The sequence below is a fragment of the Pelagerythrobacter sp. Soil_C_18 genome (genome assembly GCF_057657235.1).
Genome location: NZ_JBDGIU010000006.1, coordinates 92,676 through 108,772, shown reverse-complemented (window position 1 = coordinate 108,772; position 16,097 = coordinate 92,676). Strand labels below are relative to the sequence as shown.

The window sequence follows — 16,097 nt, the reverse complement described above, 5'->3', positions numbered from 1 at the left end:
GCTTTCCAGGCCTTGTGTGTGGGGAGGGGACAGGCCTTCCCCCGGCCCCTCCCGCGAGCGGGAGGGGAGGAGGTTACCACCTGTCGTCCCCCAGCGTTCTGATGCGCGGGCCGGCGGGTTTGGCGGGTGGGGGCTCCTCCGGCTCCTCGCCGGCCTCGCCGTTCTCCAGTTCCGGGCAGGTTCGGTCGTCGCCGATGGCGCAGGCCTCGCCGAGGAGGGCGGCTCGGGAGCGGCCGTCGCCCGCGAAGACTTCGGTGTATTCGGCCTCGGCCGCGGCGGTGTCGGCTTCGGGGGCGTCGCTGCGGGTCCGCCAGCCCTCGTCGAGGGCTTCGAGGCGGCGGAACTCGCGGTAGGCGGCGCGGGTGCGGGGGCTGAGGTGGGCCCACCAGCGGACGTGCATCTCGGCAATGCGCTCGACGAAATCGGCGGCGTGGTGGTCGGCCTCCGAGGCCTCGCGCTCCTGCTCCTCCTCCCATTCCTTGCGCCACTGCTTCTTCAGGCGGTCGCGCTCCATCTTGCCGATCGCGCCGAGGCCTTTCGCCTTGCCTTCGGTGAAGCGCTCGGGCGCGCGGTTGCGGAGCATGAACATGAGCAGCCGGTCGTTGTAGGTGCGGCGGGTGCCGACGAGCTTGCCGTAGGAGTAGACGGGCACCTCGACGCCGTTGAGCGCGCGCTCCATCGCGACGTCCTCGATCCGCTGGACGCCGAGCTGGAGCGCGGCCTCCCACGCCTGGCGGAAGCTCTCCGCGCCCGGCTCGCGGCGGAGCTGGTAGACGCCGGGCTGGCTCATGTTGACGGCGCGGCAGGCGGCGTCGACGCTGCCGGTGTCAGCCAGCGCCTCGATGAAGGCGCGCTGGCGCTGCTCGGTCCAGCCGTCGCGGCGCGGGCGCTCGCGCGGGACGGGGGTGAAGGCGGGCAATTCGCCTGCGCGGACGGGCAGGCGGGCCTCGCGACTGTCGGTGCGGCGGGTCATTTTCGATTCTACAGCACATGAGGTGTGCTGTAGGAAAATGTTTTTTGTTTGTTCTTTCGCACGCGCATCCGCGCGCGCGTCCTCGGCGCTGCTCCCTCCGCTTCGCTACGGGGCGCCTGTGGGCGGGCCGTCGCCCTTGCGGTCGGCTGTCGCCGAACGGAGCTTTCCCGGCCATGGCTGTGGAGAGCTGGTCCGGTCCGCGACCAGCGGACCGCAAGGCCGACCGGCCGCCGCGCCTACTGGCGCGGAAGCCAAGGGCCCGGATGGGCCCGCCGGCGCTTGAGGCTAAACAAAAAACAAACTCGTCAAGGACGAGTTTGCCCATCCCCATACACCAGGTACTTGAAGCTCGTGAGCTGCTCGAGGCCGACGGGGCCGCGGGCGTGCATCTTGCCGGTGGCGATGCCGATTTCCGCGCCCATGCCGAACTCCCCGCCGTCGGAGAACTGGGTGGAGGCGTTGTGCATCACCACGGCGCTGTCGATTGCGGTGAGGAAGCGGCGGGCGGCGTCGGCGTCCTCGGTCAGGATCGCGTCGGTGTGGTGGCTGGAGTGGGTGTCGACCCAGGCGATGCCTTCGTCGAGCCCGCCGACGATCTTCACGCTGGCGACGGGGTCGAGGTATTCGGTGTCCCAGTCTTCCTCGGTCGCGGGCTTGATCCGGCTGTCGAGCGCGACCGCCTCGGCATCGCCGCGCAGCTCGCAGTCGGCGGCCATCGCGTCGGCGAGCTTGGGCACGACTTCGCCCGCGACCGCGCGGTCGATGACGATGCTCTCGGTCGCCCCGCAGACGCCGGTGCGGCGGAGCTTGGCGTTGCGGATGACCTGCACCGCCTCGTCGATGTCGGCCGCCGCGTGGACGTAGCTGTGGCAGTTGCCGTCGAGGTGGAGGAGGGTGGGGACCTTCGCCTGGTCGCGCACCAGCTCGACCAGTCCGCGGCCGCCGCGGGGAATGACGAGATCGACGTGGTCGACCGCGCGCAGCAGCTCGGCGACGGCCTCGCGGTCGGTCGTCTGGACGGTCTGCACCGCGTCTTCCGGCAGGCCGGCGGCCTTGAGCCCGGCGCGCATCGCGGCGACGATCTCGCGGGTCGAGTTGCGGCTCTCCGAACCGCCGCGCAGGATCACCGCATTGCCCGACTTGAGGCACAGGGCCGAGGCGTCGGCGCCGACGTTGGGGCGGGATTCGTAGATCATGCCGATCACGCCGATAGGGACGGCGACGCGCTCGATCTTCAGACCGTTGGGCCGATCGAAGGTGGCGAGCTTGCGGCCGACCGGGTCGGGCAGCTCGGCGATCTCCTCGAGCGCCTTGGCCATGCCCTCGATGCGCTCTTCGGTCAGGCGCAGGCGGTCGATGAAGCTGTCGGGCTTCTTGCCCTCGACGCTCGCGACATCGGCCGCGTTCGCCTCGAGCAGCGCGGGCGTGGCTTCGCGCAGCGCCTTCGCGGCCTCGCGCAGCGCCGCGTTCTTCGCTTCGGTGCTGGCGGCGAGCAGCCCGCGCGCCGCATCGCGCGCGCGGCGGCCGAGCTCGTGGATGTGGATCTGCGGATCGAGTGTCTGGTCGTTCATCGGAATCCTCGTGTCGTTCGTGTCATGAGCGGGAGCGCGCCGCAAGTCAGCGCAGCTCGACCGCCCGGTCGTAGGCCGCCTGCAGCGTTACGCGCATCAGGCGCGAGAGCGTCTCGTCGCCATTGAGCGCGGCAAGGCCGGCGGCGGTGGTGCCGCCCTTGCTGGTCACCGAATTGCGCAGCGTTTCGAGGTCGGGCGCGCCGTCCTCCATCGCCATGGCGAGCGCGCCGGCCATCGTGCCGAGCACCATGGCGCGGGCATCTTCCGCGCTGAAGCCCTGTTCCTGCGCGGCGGCGACATAGGCGCGGGCGATCTCGAACACATAGCCGGGGCCGGAGCCGGCGACGGCGGTCACGCGGTCGAGCCGGTCCTCGTCGTCGACGGTCACGACGGTGCCCGCGCGCTCCATCATCGCGGACGCGTGGGCGCGCTGGTCGGCGCCGACCTCCGGGCCGGCATAGAGCCCGCTGACGCCCTGGCCGACGGCTGCCGGCAGGTTGGGCATGACGCGCACGACCGGCGCCCCCTCTCCCGCGCCGGCCATTGCACGGGCGATGCGCTGGGCCGAGGAGCCGGCGGCGATCGACAGCACGTAGCCGCCCTCGGCCAGCCGGCTCGCATAGTCGGGGAGCACGTCGTCGATCATCTGCGGCTTGATCGCGACGATCACGACATCGAACTTTTCCTCGCCGAGAGCGTTGAGATCGGAAACGAGCCGAGCGGGCGAAGGTGCGGACTCGAGCGCGGGATCGACGATGGTAAAGTTCTCCCCGCCGCTCATCCAGTGATTGAGAAGTGCACCACCCATCTTGCCGCAGCCGATCATGAGTATGTTATTGAAATTCAAGTGTCGCCCCTCGCTATAAATGAATAGTTCGATGGATGTGGCCGGGGCTCGATAACGAATTCGATCGCAACGGTCGAACGCCGCGCCGCAAGTGAACTTTTTCCGTGTTCCCGGTTGTGCATTGCACAATGGCTATCTACGTACCGACCGGAATTTTTCAAGGAGTGGATTTTATCGTCGTGGCCGAGAATCGAAACATCGTCGTCAAGATTGGTTCCGCCCTGCTTGCGAATTCGGACCTGCTCACCCCGCGCTTCAGCTTCATTCAACGGCTTCTGGAGGATGTCACCCGCCTTCGCAACGAAGGTTACAACGTGATCCTCTGTTCTTCGGGAGCGGTCGCGCTGGGTCTCAAGACTGTCGGCGAAACGCCGGAGAGCGCGGGCGTCAGCGACAAGCAGGCCGCCGCCGCCTGCGGCATGCCGCTGCTCCTTAACGCCTACAAGCAGGTTGGTCACGAGTACGGGTTTGACATCGCGCAGGTCCTGCTGACGCTGGGCGACTTCGAACACCACCGCCGCTTCCTCAACACCCGCAACACCGTGCACCGGCTGCTGGAGGCGGGCGTCGTGCCGATCGTCAACGAGAACGACACGATCACGACCGAGGAGATCCGCGTCGGCGACAACGATCGGCTGGCCGCCAAAGTGGCGCAGATGGTCGGCGCGAAGGACTTCATCATCCTGACCTGCGTCGACGGCCTCTACGACCGCAATCCCAGCGAGCCGGGCGCCAGGCTGGTCGAAGAAGTCCACGACGTGGGCGAGTACATGGCCGCGACCACCGGCACGAGCACGCTGGGCACCGGCGGCATGACGACCAAGCTCAAGGCCGCGAACATGGCGCAGGAAGCGGGCTGCATGACCTATATCGCCAACGGCGAGTACGAGCGCCCGCTGTCCGCCGTGCTGAACGGCGAGCGGCGCTGCACGCGCTGCCTTCCCAACCCGAATCCCATGTCGGGCAAAGACGGTTGGATCGCCAATCGCCTGCAGATGGCCGGCAGCGTCGAGGTTTCGAAGGAACTCGCCGACGAGCTGGTACAGAACAAGCGCTCCATCCGGCGTGAGGACATTCAGGCGATGGACGGCGACTTCACCCGCGGCGACGTGCTGCACCTCTACGACACCGACGGCGTGGAGCGCGCACGCGGCCTGAGCGACTTCACCTCGGAAGAAATCCGGGTGATGATCGTCAATCCCGACACCCCGCCCGAGCAGCTGCTGGGCTACAAGACCAAGGGCGAGATCATCCGTGCGAACAATCTCGTCATGCTGGATAACCGGCATCTGCTGTGGGACGCGCCTGCGGGGATGACTGCGTCGTCGTGACCGGCTTGTCGTCATCCCGGCAAACGCCGGGATCGCGTGCAGCGAACGACGACCTGGTGGAGGGCGATCCCGGCTTTCGCCGGGATGACGCGCATAATTGATGACCCGGACAAGTGATGGCGGGATTGGATGACCGGATGGCGGCCCACTCCCTCGCCAACTTCACTTTGCGTTCAGCGAGTGCGGCGGTATAGGCCGCTGCCATGACCACACGTCCGCGTTCGCCGCTCAAGCTCGCTTTCGCCGCCACTGCCTGCGCGGCCGCTGTCCTCACCGCAGGTTGTGCCGGCGGTGGCGGCGGACCCCAAGATTCGCTCGCCTATGTCGCGCGCGACGTGGAGACGCTCTACGCGGAAGCCAAGCGGCGGCTCGACAGCGGCAACGCCAAGCTCGCCGCCGCGCTGTTCGACGAAGTCGAGCGTCAGCATCCCTATTCGCCCTGGGCCCGCCGCGCGCAGCTGATGAGCGCGTTCAGCTATTACGTGGCGAAGGATTACAACCAGGCAATCCAGAGCGCGCAGCGCTTCCTGTCGATCCACCCGGGCAACAAGGACGCGCCTTACGCCTATTACCTGATCGCGCTCAGCTATTACGAGCAGATCAGCGACGTGCACCGCGACCAGGCGATCACCGAGCAGGCGCGCACCGCGCTGAACGAGGTCGTGCGGCGTTTCCCGCAGACCGAATACGCGTCCGACGCACGGTTGAAGCTGGACCTCGTCAACGATCACCTCGCCGGCAAGGAGATGGAGATCGGGCGTTTCTACCAGCGCAGCGGCAACTGGCTGGCGGCGCAGATCCGTTTCCAGAACGTGGTCGACAACTTCCAGACCACCAGCCACGCCCCCGAAGCGCTCTACCGCCTGACGGAAAGCAGCCTGGCGCTCGGCATTCCCGAGGAGGCGGTGAAATACACCGCCGTGCTCGGCGCCAACTACCCGGGCAACGAGTGGTACGAGAAAGCCTACGACCTGGTGCAGGACCACGCAGCCGGCGTGACCGCCAGCTGATCGCGCCTGTTCGCAAGCGCGCGCCGGTTGGTGACGTGCTTTCTCATTCCGGCTAGAGAATCGGGCCAGTCATGCTGACCCGTCTGTCCATCCGCAACGTCGTGCTGATCGAAGCGCTCGATCTCGATTTCGGGCGTGGTCTCGGTGTGCTTACCGGCGAGACGGGTGCGGGCAAGTCGATCCTGCTCGACGCGCTCGGCCTCGTGCTCGGCAACCGGGCGGAGACCATGCTGGTGCGCGCCGGCGAGGACCGTGCGAGCGTGACTGCGAGCTTTGAATTCGCGCGGCTGCCCGATGCGATGGCCGAAGCGCTCGATGATGCAGAGATCGCGATCGATCCCGGCGAGCCGCTGATTATCCGCCGTCAGGTGCGCGCCGACGGGGGCAGCAAGGCCTTCGTCAATGATCAGCCGGTCAGCGTCGCGCTGCTGCGCACGCTCGCGCCCGCGCTGGTCGAGCTGCACGGGCAGCACGACGACCGCGGCCTCGTCAATCCGCGCGGGCACCGGGCGCTGCTCGACCGCTATGCCGGGGCCGATACCGCCGGTGTCGCCGCCGCATGGGACGCATGGCGCGCGGCGGACGAGCAGCTGGAGAGCGCGCGCGCGGCGATCGAGCAAGCCAAGGCCGACCAGGACCTGCTGCTGGCGCATCTCGCAGAGCTGACGGCGCTCGAGCCGCAAGCCGGTGAGGAGGCGCGGCTGGCGGAGGCGCGCGCGGACATGCAGAAGGGCGAGCGGCTCTCGGGCGACCTCGAGGAACTGCGCCACGTGTGGGACGGGTCGGATTCGCCGCTCGCCTCGCTCCGGGTGGCGGCGCGGCGGCTCGACCGGATCGCGCCCGAGCACCCGCTGCTGGCCGAAGCGCTCACGGCGCTCGACCGCGCGGTGATCGAGGCGGGCGAGGCGGAGGAGAAGCTGCAGGCTGCGGCGGAAGCGCTGGTCCACGATCCCGCCGCGCTGGAAGCCGCCGAGACCCGCCTGTTCGACTTGCGCGCGCTGGCCCGCAAGCACCGCTGCGAGGTCGACGAACTGCCCGACAGGATGCGCGAGTTCCGCGCCGCGCTCGATGCCATCGAGGGCGGGGAGGCCGAGCTCGACGCACTCGAAGCCGCCGCGCGCGAGACCGGCGAGCGCTACCGCGAGCGCGCGGGCGCCTTGCACGAGGCGCGCCTTGCTGCGGCGGCGAAGCTCGACGAAGCGGTGGCGCAGGAGCTGGCGCCGCTCAAGCTCGACGCGGCGCGCTTCCGCACCGCGGTTGCCCGGTTGCCCGAGGAACGCTGGGGGCCGCACGGGCTGGACAGCGTCGAGTTCCTGATCGCGACCAATCCGGGTGCCGACTTCGCGCCGCTGGCCAAGATCGCCAGCGGGGGCGAGCTGTCGCGCTTCATCCTCGCGCTCAAGGTTGCGCTGGCCGAGCAGGGCGGGGCGGCGACGGTGATCTTCGACGAGATCGACCGCGGCGTCGGCGGCGCGGTCGCCAGCGCGATCGGCGAGCGCCTCGCACGGCTGGCGAGCGGCGGGCAATTGCTCGCAGTGACGCACAGTCCGCAAGTCGCCGCGCGCGGCCGCGTGCACTATCTGATCGCCAAGTCGAGCGAGGGGACCGTCACCAAGACCTCCGTCCTGCTGCTCGACGAAAGCGGACGGCAGGAGGAAATCGCCCGCATGCTCTCGGGCGCCGAAGTGACGCCCGAGGCGCGCGCGCAGGCGGACCGGCTGCTGGAGGGGGTGTGAGGCATGCCGCGCTCGGGAACGTCTTGCTGATGGCGGCGAGCTCGTCCTCGGCCGAGACCGCGCCGGTTGCGCCCGCCAGTGGCGACAGGTTCGGCACCGATGTGCATCTCGCGCCGTCGGAGCCCGATGCGGTGCTGCGCTATGCCGATCATCCGCGCGGGTTTGCCGAGTTGCGGTTGCCGGAAAGGGCCGAGGCGGGGCAAGGGCCGTTCCCGCTCGCGGTGATCTTCCACGGCGGATGCTGGAAGGCGGGCGTGGCCAACCAGGCCTATATGGCGCCGCTCGCGACCCGCTGGCAGGGGCAGGGGATTGCGAGCCTCAACCTTGATTACCGCGAGGTCGGCGACGGGGGCGGCTGGCCGGGCAGCTTTGCCGACTGGCAGGCGGCGGCCGCGCTGATCGACGAGGTTGCGGCCGCGCACCCGATCGACCGCGCGCGGGTGACGCTGGTCGGCCATTCGGCCGGCGCGCTGCCGGCCCAGTGGCTGGCGATGGCGCAGGGGAGCGACGGCCCGCTGGGCGCGCGCGAGCCGCTGTCGGTGCGCGCGGCGATCGTCCTTGACGGCCCCGCGGATGTCGGGGCCGAGCGCGCGGCGTTCGACGCCCTGTGCGAGTTTTCCGCGGTCGATCCGTTCATGGGCGGCGATCCCGCCCGCCACGCCGCAATTTCCCCGCTCGCGCACCCGCCGATGCTCGACGAGCTGCTGTTCGTCCAGGCCGTTCTTCCATCCCCGCCGGAGCCTGCGCAAGCCGCGATTCGTGCGGGCGGCACGCGGCTGGAGGTTCGAGAGAACCCCGGCGCCGGTCACTTCGACGTCCTCACGCCGGGCTCGGAAACCTATGTCGCCAACGAACCGGCCATGCTGAAAGTGCTGCGTGGGGAGAACTCCGCAGGAGAGACACCGTGAGCGAGGCGAAGGCCGGCGATTATCACCGCGACGGCTACCGATTGCTGGAAGGTCTGGTCTCGCGCGAAGTCGCGACCGGCTTGCTGGCGCGGATGAAGACGGATTTCGCCCGGCAGAAGGTCGATCTTGCGCGCCTCCGGCAGGAGGGGCCGTTGCTCGCGCGGCCGGCGGTCGAGATCTACGGCTACCATTACCCGCTGTTCGCGACGTTCCACTGGGGTCTCACCGCGGCGGTGCAGGGCGAAGTCGGCGTGCCGCTGCTGCCGACATACTGCTATTTCCGGCTCTACGGCGCTGGCGACATCTGCCGCGTGCACGGGGATCGTCCGGCGTGTGAGCACAGCCTGTCGCTCACGCTCGGTTATGCCGACGACAAGCCCTGGCCGCTCGAGGTCGTGCGCGAGCCGATCGTCGAGCCTTATGCCCGCGCCGACGCGGCGTTCGCGGACGGGGAGGACGCGGTCGCGATCGAAATGGTTCCGGGGGATGCGGTGCTCTACAAGGGGGTGCACCACCATCACGGGCGGACCACGCCCAATCCGAACCGGTGGTCCGCGCACCTCTTCCTCCACTGGGTCGAGCGGGATGGCGCGTTCGCGGGCGAGGCGTTCGACAAGCAGCCGCCGCCTGCGCGGGTGGAGTTCTGACACGATGGCCGACGAGACCCTTTCCGAAGCCGAGGCCGCCAACGAACTGATGCGGCTCGCGAGGGCGATCGCGCGGCATAACCGGCTCTATCATGCCGAGGACGCGCCGGAGATCACCGACCAGGAATACGACGCCCTCGTGCGCCGCAATGCGGAGCTGGAGGAGCGGTTTCCGCATCTCGTGCGGGCGGACTCGCCGTCGCAGGCGGTCGGGCATGCGGTCGCGGGGTCGCCGCTGTCGAAGGTGACGCACGAGGTTCGCATGATGAGCCTCGACAACGCCTTCGCCGAGGAAGAGGTGGCGGATTTCGTCGCGCGCGTGCGGCGCTATCTCGCTCTCGGCGAGGGCGAGCCGCTGGCTTTCACGGCCGAGGACAAGATCGACGGGCTGTCGTGCTCGCTGCGGTACGAGAATGGGGAGTTGGTGCGGGCTGCGACGCGTGGTGACGGGCAAGTGGGGGAGGACGTTACCGCCAACGTCGCGTGCATTGCGGATATTCCGCAGACGCTGCCCAGTGGGGCGCCCGAAGTCTTCGAGGTGCGCGGCGAGGTCTATATGGAGCGCGAAGCCTTCCTCGCGCTCAACGGGCGGCTGATGGAGGAGGCGCGGGCGCAGGCCGAGGCGAAGGGGGAGGATCTCGACCCCGCGAAAGTCCGCCAGTTCGCCAATCCGCGCAACGCCGCCGCCGGCTCGCTGCGGCAGAAGGATGCCACCGTCACCGCCAGCCGGCCCTTGCGGTTCTGGGCGCACGGCTGGGGCGCCGCGTCCGAGGTGCCGGGGGAAACACAATTCGAGGTCATGCGGCGGATCGGCGAATGGGGCCTGCCGATCAGCCCGGACCTCAAGCTCTGCCATTCGCTGGAGGAGATGCTCGCGCACTACCGCGCGATCGGCGAGGGGCGCGGAAAGCTTGGCTACGAAATCGACGGCGTGGTCTACAAGGTCGACCGGCTCGACTGGCAGGAGCGGCTCGGCTTCGTCGCCAAGGCGCCGCGCTGGGCGCTGGCGCACAAGTTCCCGGCGGAGCAGGCCGAGACCACGCTGGAGGCGATCGACATTCAGGTCGGGCGCACGGGCAAGCTCACGCCGGTCGGCCGCCTCGCCCCGGTGCTTGTCGGCGGAGTGACGGTGACCAACGTCACGCTGCACAACCGCGACGAGATCGCGCGACTGGGCGTGCGGCCCGGCGACCGGATCAAGGTCCAGCGCGCGGGCGATGTGATTCCGCAAGTGGTCGAGAACCTGACGCGGGATGCCGAGCGCCCGGCCTATCGTTTCCCCGAGACCTGCCCCGATTGCGGCAGCGACGCCGTTGCCGAGGAAGGCGAGGTCGATGTCCGCTGCACCGGCGGGCTGATCTGCCCCGCGCAGCGGACCGAACGGCTCAAGCATTTCGTCAGCCGCGGCGCGCTCGACATCGAGGGGCTGGGCGAGAAGACCATCGACCAGTTCTTCGCCCTGGGCTGGCTCGAAAGCCCGGCCGACATCTTCCGCCTGAAGGACCGCCGCGAGGAAATTCTCGCGCTCGAGGGCTGGCAGGACAAGTCTGTGGACAACCTGTTGGCGAGCATCGCGGCCAAGCGCGAGCCCGACGCCGCGCGGCTGCTGTTCGGCCTCGGCATCCGCCATGTCGGGGCGGTCACCGCACGGGATCTGATGAAGGGCCTGAGCGATATCCGCCGCCTGCCGGAGAAGGCCGCCGCGATTCATGCCTATCGCGAGGAAAACCCGCGCGGCGAGGATGAATCGGCGGGCAAGTTCAACGCGCGCATGGTCGAGGCGATCAAGGACATCCTCGAAGTGCGCGCCGACGGGATCGGCACAGCGGTCGGCTTCGCGCTGGCCGACTTCTTCCATGAAGAGCACAACCGCGACGTCTGGAACGACCTGATCGGCGGCAAGCCCGGCGCGGGTGTAGTCGACCCGCCGCCCTATGTGGTGGAGACGAAGGACAGCGCGGTCGCCGGCAAGACGGTCGTGTTCACCGGCAAGCTCGAGACCATGAGCCGCGACGAAGCCAAGGCCCAGGCCGAGCGGCTCGGCGCGAAGGCCGCGGGATCCGTCAGCGCGAAGACCGATCTGGTGGTTGCCGGCCCCGGCGCGGGCAGCAAGCTGAAGAAGGCGGCGGAACTCGGCATCGAGGTGATCGACGAGGCCGCCTGGGCGGAGATCGTCAAAGCGGCGGATTGAGGGGGACGGCGCCGATCAGCGCGCCCCCTTAACTTTCTCCCGTCACCCCAGCGAAAGCTGGGGTCGCGTGCCGCCAGGTCGGCCGGTGCGGCCAGCGATCCCAGCTTTCGCTGGGATGACGGGAGGGTGGAGGAGGTCCGGCCAGTCTCCCACCACCGGGCCGAGCCGTGGCCTGCCTGCGGCGGCGCACGCAACGTTATCGGCGGCCATCCATTGGCCGGATAGACGCGGACATTTCCGCGCCCTTGCTCCGCGCGCCGGCCGCGGGTCGCCGCGCCGGGCAAGTCACCCAGCCAAGCGGAGATCAGCAATGCAAGTCAGCGAATGTATGACGAGAGACGTCCAGGTCGCGAGCCCGGACGACACGATCCAGCAAGCCGCGCGGATCATGGAACGGATCGATGCCGGCGTGCTGCCGGTAGGGCAGGACGAGCGCCTCGTCGGGATGATCACCGACCGCGATATCGCGATCCGCGCCGTGGCGAAAGGCCGCGAGTGCGACACGCCCGTGCGCGAGACGATGAGCGGCGAGGTCCGGTACTGCTACGCCGACGACGACGCGGAGGAAGTGCTCGAGAACATGGGCGACCAGCAGCTTCGCCGCATGCCCGTGGTCGATCGCGACAAGCGGCTGGTGGGCATCGTCTCGATCGGCGATCTCGCCAAGAAGGACGAGCGCGATACGGGCGAAGCGCTGAGCCAGATCGCGCAGCCCGGTGGCCTTCACGCCACCTGACGCGCCAACCAAGGAGAAGACCGATGAGCGCCAACGGCCTCGAGGTATTCGACAAGACCCTGCAGACGACCAACATCTGGCTCGACCAGATCATGGAGCGGCTCGGCCCCGATCGGCAGGTCGCGTGGAAAGCGCTGAGCACGGTGCTGCACAAGCTGCGTGACCGCTTGCCGGTGGAGGAGGCGGCGCACCTCGGCGCGCAGCTCCCGCTGCTCGTGCGTGGGGTCTATTACGACCAGTACCAGCCGGCGCGTCAGCCGATCCGCTGCAACCGCGAGGAGTTCGTCGCCGAAGTGACCGAATGGCTCGCCGACACGCGCCCGGTCGATCCGGAGGAGGCGATCCGGGCCGTGTTCGACGTGCTGTCGCGCAATATCGACACCGGGCAGGTCGAGAAGGTCAAGGCGATCCTGCCCGAGGGCATCCGCGACCTCTGGCGCAGCGCCGAGCAAGTGGCCTGAGCCTCGCCCCGGGGGCTCGTCGCTAGCCCGGCCGGTCGACGTCGAAGTGGATGATCTGCACCGCAATAAGCCCGTCTTTGACCACAAAGGCGTCGGCGCCATGGCGGGTGCGCGCACCATTGGCGGCTTCCGCGGTCCAGCCCAGCAGGGCGTAATCCTCCGCGACCTGGACCAGTTCGTAGCGGTACGTCGCATGGGGCAGGTTTTCGCGCAGGATCTTCGCCGTCTGGCGAATCCCGTCCTTGCCGTGGAACACGCCGTCTTTCGAAAGCACGACCAGATCGTCGGCGTAGTTCCGTTCGATATCGGTATCCAGGTCGTGCTCGCGACGTAGCGCGAGATGATCTTCGATAACGTCCCTGGTCGACCGCATCACGTTCTCCTTTGATGAGAGAACGCCGGCGCCGGGCAACTGTTTCATAAGTGGTGAGGGCGGCGGAGCTCGCCCGCTCCCGATCGAGAGTTAGATCGCGCCTGCTCCCACTCGCGAGCGGGAGGGAGCAGGTGGTCAGCGCGTCAGCTTCTTGTACGCCAGCCTTGTCGGGCGGTCGGCGGCGTCGCCGAGGCGGCGGCGCTTGTCTTCCTCGTAGGCTTCGAAGTTGCCTTCGAACCATTCCACGTGGCTGTTGCCCTCGAAAGCGAGGATGTGGGTCGCCAGGCGGTCGAGGAAGAAGCGGTCGTGCGAGATGACCACGGCGCAGCCGGCGAAGTTCTCGATCGCATCTTCCAGTGCGCCGAGCGTCTCGACGTCGAGGTCGTTGGTCGGCTCGTCCAGCAGCAGCACGTTGCCGCCGGTCTTGAGCATCTTGGCCATGTGGACGCGGTTGCGTTCACCGCCCGACAGCTTGCCGACGTTCTTCTGCTGGTCCTGGCCCTTGAAGTTGAACGCGCCGACGTAGGCCCGCGTGCTCGCGTCGTTGCCGTTCACTTTCATGTAGTCGAGCCCGTCCGAGATTTCCTCCCAGACGTTCTTCTTCGGATCGAGATGGTCGCGGCTCTGGTCGACGAAGCCGAGGCGTACCGTCTCGCCGATCTCGATCGTGCCGCTGTCGGGCTGTTCCTGGCCGGTGATCAGCTTGAACAGCGTCGACTTGCCGGCGCCGTTCGGCCCGATTACGCCGACGATCCCGCCGGGCGGCAGCATGAACGAGAGATTCTCGAACAGCAGCTTGTCGCCGTAGGCTTTGGAGATATTCTCGGCTTCGATCACCTTGCCGCCGAGGCGTTCGGGGACCTGGATGACGATCTGCGCCTTGCCCGGCTTGCGGTCGTTCTGCGATTCCTGAAGCTGCTCGAACTTGCGGATACGCGCCTTGGACTTGGTCTGGCGCGCGGCCGGCGTCTGCCGGATCCACTCGAGTTCGCGGCTGAGCGACTTCTGCCGCCCGCTTTCCTCGCGCGATTCCTGTTCGAGGCGCTTGGCTTTCTTCTCGAGATAGGTCGAGTAGTTGCCCTCGTAAGGGAAGTAGTTGCCGCGATCGAGCTCGAGGATCCAGCCGACGACGTGGTCGAGGAAGTAGCGGTCGTGGGTGATCATCAGCACCGCGCCGGCATATTCCTTGAGGTGGTTCTCCAGCCATTCGACGCTTTCGGCATCGAGGTGGTTGGTCGGCTCGTCCAGCAGCAGGATGCTGGGCTTCTGGATCAGCAGGCGGGTGAGCGCCACGCGGCGCTTCTCACCGCCAGACAGATCGGTGACCGGCCAGTCGCCGGGCGGGCAGCGCAGCGCCTCCATGGCGATCTCGAGCTGGTTGTCGAGCGTCCAGCCGTCGACCGCGTCGATCTTCTCCTGGAGCGTGCCCATCTCCTCCATCAGCGCGTCGAAGTCGGTGTCGTCCTGCGGATCGCCCATCTCGGCGCTGATCGCGTTGAAGCGGTCGACCATGTCGGCCACCTCGCGCGCGCCGTCCTTGACGTTCTCGAGCACCGTCTTGCTTTCGTCGAGCTGCGGCTCCTGCGGCAGGTAGCCGACGGTGATGTTCTCACCCGGCCAGGCCTCGCCGGTGAAGTCGGTGTCGATGCCGGCCATGATCTTCATCAGGGTCGACTTGCCCGCGCCGTTGGGGCCGACGATGCCGATCTTGGCGCCCTGGTAGAACTGCAGGTTGATGTCCTGCAGCACCGGCTTCGGAGCACCGGGGAAAGTCTTGGTCATGTTCTTCATGACGAATGCGTATTGGGCGGCCATCAGTCGTCCTTCGGGTACAAACGGGTGTTTTGAGAGTTGGCGCGCAGATAGGCGTTGGGGAGGGCGCGGGCAAGCTGGACTTGGCCGCAAGACGCCGATAGCAAGCGCGGCCATGAGGACTCTGGCACTGGCGCTCGCCGCCGCATCGCTCCCGACGCTCGCCGCCGCGCAGGCCGTCGCTTCCGAAACTCCCGCCGCTGCCGCCAGCGCCGATGCTGCGCTCGAAAGCGACACGCTCGCGTGGGACTTCGTCGAGGGAATCACGACCGAAGTCGGGCCGCGCCAGGCCGGCACCGAGGCCGAGAAGCGCGGGCGCGACTGGTCGGTCGCATGGCTCAAGGCCAACGGCTTCGCCAACGTCGCCGACGAGCCGTTCGAGATGGAGACCTGGGTCCGCGGCATCGAAACCGCCGAGATCGTCAGCCCGTTCCCGCAGCCGTTCCACGTGACGGCGCTCGGCGGCAGCCCCTCGACCGGGCCGGAGGGGATCACCGCCGAAGTGGTCGAGTTCGAGAGCGTCGCGGCGCTCCAGGCCGCGCCGGCGGGGAGTCTGGAGGGCAAGATCGCCTATATCAGCCACGACATGACGCCCACGCAGGACGGCTCGCAATACGGCTTCGCGGGCCCGGCGCGCTGGGTCGGTGCGGGGATCGCGGCGAGCAAGGGCGCGGTCGGGAGCGTGATCAAGTCGGTCGGCACGGACTATCACCGCAACCCGCATGCGGGCGGCACCTCGTTCCCCGAAGGCCTGGCGCCGATCCCGGCGGGCGCACTGTCGCTGCCCGACGCGGCGAACCTCGAGCGGATGTTCGACCGCGCCGAGGGGCAGCCGATCCGCATGAGGCTCGTCTTCACGCCGCGCGATCTGGGGACCACCACGAGCGGCAACGTCGTGGGCGAGATCGTCGGGCGCGATCCCTCGCTGCCGCCGGTGCTCGTCGCCTGCCATATCGATAGCTGGGACCTCGGCACCGGCGCGATCGACGACGGCGCGGGCTGCGGCATCGTCGCCGCGGCCGCGAAGCACGTGGCCGCTGCGGGCCAGCCGCTGCGCACGATCCGCGTGCTGTTCGCGGGGGCGGAAGAGACCGGGCTGTGGGGCTCCAAGGCCTATTCCGCCGCGCATATCGACGAGCCGATCGCGGTCGGCCTGGAAAGCGATTTCGGCGCGGATCGCATCTGGCAGTTCGAGAGCAATTTCCGCGAGAGCAATCCGGATCTGCACGCGAAGATCGCGGCGGCCGTCGCGCGCTTCGGCGTCTCCAACGGCACCGGCGTGGCGACTGGCGGAGCGGACATCAACATCGTGCGCGATCAGAACAGCGCGATCATCGACCTCGCGCAGGACGGCACGCGCTACTTCGACCTGCACCACACGCCCGACGACACGCTCGACAAGGTCGATCCGGTGCAGCTCCGCCAGAACGTGGCGGTGTGGACCCAGGTGGTCGGCATCCTCGCCAACGAGCCGGGACCGATCAAGGGCGAGTGACGTTGA

At 68.4% G+C, this 16,097-nt stretch carries 14 protein-coding genes; 9 read left to right on the top strand and 5 right to left on the bottom strand.

Translation table 11 applies throughout. The features are described 5' to 3' along the window. Positions 1–73: 73 nt before the first annotated feature. From AC3A5N_RS13250 to AC3A5N_RS13240, 3 genes are all read right to left on the bottom strand, one after another. Complete coding sequence (locus tag AC3A5N_RS13250) at positions 74–973, bottom strand: hypothetical protein (RefSeq protein WP_487737791.1); 900 nt, start codon at positions 971–973, stop codon at positions 74–76. Between the two features lie 305 nt (positions 974–1,278). Then, on the bottom strand, positions 1,279–2,544 hold the full coding sequence (locus AC3A5N_RS13245) for a glutamate-5-semialdehyde dehydrogenase (protein ID WP_487737790.1): 1,266 nt from the start codon (positions 2,542–2,544) through the stop codon (positions 1,279–1,281). Positions 2,545–2,590: 46 nt separating this feature from the next. Continuing rightward, the gene (locus AC3A5N_RS13240) at positions 2,591–3,370 is read right to left on the bottom strand and encodes a pyrroline-5-carboxylate reductase family protein (RefSeq protein WP_487737917.1); all 780 of its coding nucleotides are present in this window, start codon (positions 3,368–3,370) and stop codon (positions 2,591–2,593) included. Between the two features lie 200 nt (positions 3,371–3,570). Here AC3A5N_RS13240 and proB point away from each other — a divergent pair, with 200 nt between their 5' ends. From proB to AC3A5N_RS13200, 8 genes are all read left to right on the top strand, one after another. Next, entirely contained in the window at positions 3,571–4,722 is a 1,152-nt protein-coding gene (gene proB / locus AC3A5N_RS13235; protein ID WP_487737789.1) for a glutamate 5-kinase, read from the top strand. A gap of 203 nt (positions 4,723–4,925) precedes the next feature. Beyond that, positions 4,926–5,732, top strand: coding sequence for an outer membrane protein assembly factor BamD (locus AC3A5N_RS13230; RefSeq protein WP_487737788.1), 807 nt, complete (start codon positions 4,926–4,928; stop codon positions 5,730–5,732). Positions 5,733–5,803: 71 nt separating this feature from the next. Beyond that, on the top strand, positions 5,804–7,468 hold the full coding sequence (gene recN / locus AC3A5N_RS13225) for a DNA repair protein RecN (RefSeq protein ID WP_487737787.1): 1,665 nt from the start codon (positions 5,804–5,806) through the stop codon (positions 7,466–7,468). Next, positions 7,465–8,376 carry an alpha/beta hydrolase family protein gene (locus AC3A5N_RS13220; protein ID WP_487737786.1) on the top strand — a complete coding sequence of 304 codons (912 nt, stop codon included), beginning with the start codon at positions 7,465–7,467 and terminating at the stop codon, positions 8,374–8,376. Before recN ends, AC3A5N_RS13220 begins: the two co-directional genes overlap by 4 nt. Beyond that, a complete protein-coding gene (locus AC3A5N_RS13215) occupies positions 8,373–9,023 on the top strand; it encodes a hypothetical protein (RefSeq protein ID WP_487737785.1) in 651 nt (216 codons plus the stop codon). The genes AC3A5N_RS13220 and AC3A5N_RS13215 overlap by 4 nt, the downstream gene beginning before the upstream one ends. Positions 9,024–9,027: 4 nt before the next feature. Then, positions 9,028–11,214 carry an NAD-dependent DNA ligase LigA gene (ligA, locus tag AC3A5N_RS13210; protein WP_487737784.1) on the top strand — a complete coding sequence of 729 codons (2,187 nt, stop codon included), beginning with the start codon at positions 9,028–9,030 and terminating at the stop codon, positions 11,212–11,214. A 310-nt stretch (positions 11,215–11,524) separates the two neighbouring features. Further along, the gene (locus tag AC3A5N_RS13205) at positions 11,525–11,950 is read left to right on the top strand and encodes a CBS domain-containing protein (protein WP_487737783.1); all 426 of its coding nucleotides are present in this window, start codon (positions 11,525–11,527) and stop codon (positions 11,948–11,950) included. 23 nt (positions 11,951–11,973) lie between these two features. Further along, positions 11,974–12,411 carry a DUF2267 domain-containing protein gene (locus AC3A5N_RS13200; RefSeq protein ID WP_487737782.1) on the top strand — a complete coding sequence of 146 codons (438 nt, stop codon included), beginning with the start codon at positions 11,974–11,976 and terminating at the stop codon, positions 12,409–12,411. Positions 12,412–12,433: 22 nt separating this feature from the next. Here the strand turns inward: AC3A5N_RS13200 and AC3A5N_RS13195 are convergent, their stop codons facing one another. Further along, complete coding sequence (locus AC3A5N_RS13195; protein ID WP_487737781.1) at positions 12,434–12,784, bottom strand: nuclear transport factor 2 family protein; 351 nt, start codon at positions 12,782–12,784, stop codon at positions 12,434–12,436. Positions 12,785–12,919: 135 nt separating this feature from the next. Next, a complete protein-coding gene (gene ettA, locus AC3A5N_RS13190; protein ID WP_487737780.1) occupies positions 12,920–14,599 on the bottom strand; it encodes an energy-dependent translational throttle protein EttA in 1,680 nt (559 codons plus the stop codon). Positions 14,600–14,711: 112 nt separating this feature from the next. Here ettA and AC3A5N_RS13185 point away from each other — a divergent pair, with 112 nt between their 5' ends. Then, positions 14,712–16,091, top strand: coding sequence for a M20/M25/M40 family metallo-hydrolase (locus AC3A5N_RS13185; RefSeq protein WP_487737779.1), 1,380 nt, complete (start codon positions 14,712–14,714; stop codon positions 16,089–16,091). Positions 16,092–16,097 lie beyond the last annotated feature (6 nt).

Coding starts and splice junctions, on each gene's coding strand:
- AC3A5N_RS13250 (WP_487737791.1), bottom strand. CDS start 973: ATGACCCGCCGCACCGACAGTCGCGAGGCCCGCCTGCCCGTCCGCGCA.
- AC3A5N_RS13245 (WP_487737790.1), bottom strand. CDS start 2,544: ATGAACGACCAGACACTCGATCCGCAGATCCACATCCACGAGCTCGGC.
- AC3A5N_RS13240 (WP_487737917.1), bottom strand. CDS start 3,370: ATGATCGGCTGCGGCAAGATGGGTGGTGCACTTCTCAATCACTGGATG.
- AC3A5N_RS13230 (WP_487737788.1), top strand. CDS start 4,926: ATGACCACACGTCCGCGTTCGCCGCTCAAGCTCGCTTTCGCCGCCACT.
- recN (WP_487737787.1), top strand. CDS start 5,804: ATGCTGACCCGTCTGTCCATCCGCAACGTCGTGCTGATCGAAGCGCTC.
- ligA (WP_487737784.1), top strand. CDS start 9,028: ATGGCCGACGAGACCCTTTCCGAAGCCGAGGCCGCCAACGAACTGATG.
- AC3A5N_RS13205 (WP_487737783.1), top strand. CDS start 11,525: ATGCAAGTCAGCGAATGTATGACGAGAGACGTCCAGGTCGCGAGCCCG.
- AC3A5N_RS13200 (WP_487737782.1), top strand. CDS start 11,974: ATGAGCGCCAACGGCCTCGAGGTATTCGACAAGACCCTGCAGACGACC.
- AC3A5N_RS13195 (WP_487737781.1), bottom strand. CDS start 12,784: ATGCGGTCGACCAGGGACGTTATCGAAGATCATCTCGCGCTACGTCGC.
- ettA (WP_487737780.1), bottom strand. CDS start 14,599: ATGGCCGCCCAATACGCATTCGTCATGAAGAACATGACCAAGACTTTC.
- AC3A5N_RS13185 (WP_487737779.1), top strand. CDS start 14,712: ATGAGGACTCTGGCACTGGCGCTCGCCGCCGCATCGCTCCCGACGCTC.